This window comes from Cedecea sp., assembly GCF_036500665.1.
In the GTDB taxonomy this organism is placed as follows: Bacteria; Pseudomonadota; Gammaproteobacteria; order Enterobacterales; family Enterobacteriaceae; genus Cedecea.
Genome location: NZ_DASYBS010000159.1, coordinates 1 through 2,384, shown reverse-complemented (window position 1 = coordinate 2,384; position 2,384 = coordinate 1). Strand labels below are relative to the sequence as shown.

Here is a 2,384-nt window from a genome sequence, read left to right as displayed (position 1 = left end):
AGTTAGTCCGAAACCATCTCTCCGGGCATCGTCTGGATTAGCGATGCCGGATCCATTGTCGGTGACCTCTAGAGTTAGGTTGGATGGGTTGGTGTGCAAATTGACTTGCAAGACTGTCGGCTTGGCATGACGAACCGCGTTGCTGATCGCTTCCTGAGTAATCCGCACGAGATCTTCTTGCGCTGACGGTGGCAAACTATTGTCCCAGACGCCGGTTGATGCGAAATCGCAACGCAATTTTCCTTCGATATTCGAACGATCCACCAGCTTTTGGATGGCCCGAACTAATCCTAATTCGTCAATTACGCTCGGCTGAAAGCTGAAGGCCGACCGGCGCGCCTCAGCCAATCCGAATTGGGCGAGCTCAATGGCTCGCTCAACGTAGTCGAGACTGTTAGCGCCGCCGCGTTGCATTACTTTCCTGGCAGCGCCCAGCTGCATAAAGATGCCAGTGAATATTTGAGCCAACGAGTCGTGTATTTCTCCCGCCAGTTCGCTGCGTTCTTCTAATACCGCGGATTGTCTGGCTGCTTTAGCTAGCCGGGTGAGTTCAATAGCCAGGCTAGCCTGGCTCTGGAGTTTGGCCCTACTGGGGGTCATGCGGCAGCGTAAAATAGGGCAGAACGAAGGAGTGGTTGGAGTTTTTGAGGGTTGTGGTCATCAGAGGGATCGGACCTAAAGTGGGTAAAAGGTTCTTTTATGGAGGCGTTCCATAATTCATGGCGCAGCAGATTGATGAGCGAGGCGGTGGAAAGGCGTTTGGGTTCAGAGTCAGGACGCCACTTGGGATGGCTGAGGGCTTTGAGATTAGCTTGAGCGGCTGCTAGCAAGAGCAAGCCGTAGGCAGCCACCGCTAGCGCCGGCTGAGCTTGAACGCTGTGGGGATTACGGACTTGAGCTTCGCCGATACCGAGCAAGGTTTTTTGATCCCGGAAGTTGACCTCAATGTCCCAGCGCCACAGATAGCTCTGAAGTAAGGCTTGGATACTAAGGGTTGGATCAGTACAGATCAAAAAAGCCGGCTGTCGATATAAGAGCTTTGAGCCTTTACGCAGGCGGTAACCCAGCGGAGCAATGACCAAGAGCTGGAGGTTTTGACTGCCGCCGGCTTGTAAAGCACGCAGGGGTCCTAAGACTTTGACTCTGAACTGACAATTGCGCGCCCCCAGTTGAGCTTGGACCCTTTGAAACTCTAGGCTGGGATCACTTAAGAGCCCTTCAGGGGTGGGAGCGGCTTGGCCGTAAAGGCGCTTGCGTCCGGTGGCCGCTTGGCCCTGGGGCAGCAAGAAGAGCTTAGCGTCGCGCCGAATCCTGCCAATGAGAGTGGTGTTAGCAGGAAGATTTTTGAGTAACTTGGCATTAGTAAAACGTCCATCGACGACCACACGTAAATGCCTAGCCCGAGCCGCTGGATCCTCATTGAGTTGTTGGCGCAAGGTCTGCACTCGCTCTAGGCCAAGACAGTTAATGTTAGCAGCCGCTAAAGCTGCCTTATATTGCTGTTGTTGCTCCGGGGAAGCGTTGCGCGCGGGCCGTACCGGTAAGGGTGCTTGTTGGAAATCGATAGGAATCATGCGACAAAAACCGTCTGCTTGGTGCACCAGCGCCGAAAGCTGTACAAAGCGCATCCCCCGCACAAAGTTCACGTGAAAAGGTGGACTCAGAGGATCACGGCGATAACCAACCCCTGGAATGTGGCGCCCACTTTTACGCAAAATCGAATCATCCATAGCCACGGTGAGGGCTTCCTCTTGAGCCAGGCTTTGCTGAGCCCCTCTGCGGATTGAACCAAAGAGTGCGGCGGCATCGATGCGCTGGCGAGAATAGAGTCGATAGTCCGCACTCCAGTCGCGGTGCAACTGGCCATTGGTGGTCAATAGGCCCGTCAAGGTATGTCGTCCTAAACAAACGAGCTGGGCTAGTAAATGAGCGCGCAATCGATTGGCTCTGCTGGCCGAAACCTTTGGCGTGCCTTGGGCCAGCAGCCCATCGAAGGCTTCTAGGAGCGAGTCGTTTTTTTTACACTCACCGGATCGGCCGGCGCATGCTGACGACTCAGAATTAAATGCGCCTTATCCGCCACGATCCACTCAACTTCTTCGCCCTTCTCAAACTCCATGGCCTGGGCCAGTGCGGAAGGGAAATTGATGTACCACTGCTCACTCTCTTTGCGTTGAATGAGCTGCACTTTGGTTGGGAAACCCATGTCCTCCATACTAACTAGTCATATAACTAGATATCAAGCGCAAAAATGCCTCGCATTTATCTAGTCAGGGCCAAACTCCAGGCCAGGGGTTTTAACCCCTGGAACCCATGAACAAAAAGATCCGCCCTGAAGGGGGCGGAAGAAAACGTGTTATCGACGGTTCGTTAGGTCAACGGTC

3 protein-coding genes are annotated in these 2,384 nt (G+C 53.9%); all 3 read right to left on the bottom strand.

Annotated elements, in window-relative coordinates; genetic code table 11:
- Positions 1–600 (bottom strand): sensor histidine kinase (locus VGM55_RS24955; RefSeq protein ID WP_331637058.1); only part of this gene is annotated, 600 nt, incomplete at its 3' end.
- Positions 597–1,937, bottom strand: coding sequence for a transposase (locus VGM55_RS24950; protein WP_331637057.1), 1,341 nt, complete (start codon positions 1,935–1,937; stop codon positions 597–599). The genes VGM55_RS24950 and VGM55_RS24955, both read right to left, overlap by 4 nt.
- Positions 1,938–1,999: 62 nt before the next feature.
- Positions 2,000–2,206 (bottom strand): hypothetical protein, encoded by a 207-nt coding sequence (locus VGM55_RS24945; protein ID WP_331637056.1) that lies wholly within the window; start codon positions 2,204–2,206, stop codon positions 2,000–2,002.
- Between the last annotated feature and the right edge of the window lie 178 nt (positions 2,207–2,384).

Coding starts and splice junctions, on each gene's coding strand:
- VGM55_RS24945 (WP_331637056.1), bottom strand. CDS start 2,206: ATGGGTTTCCCAACCAAAGTGCAGCTCATTCAACGCAAAGAGAGTGAG.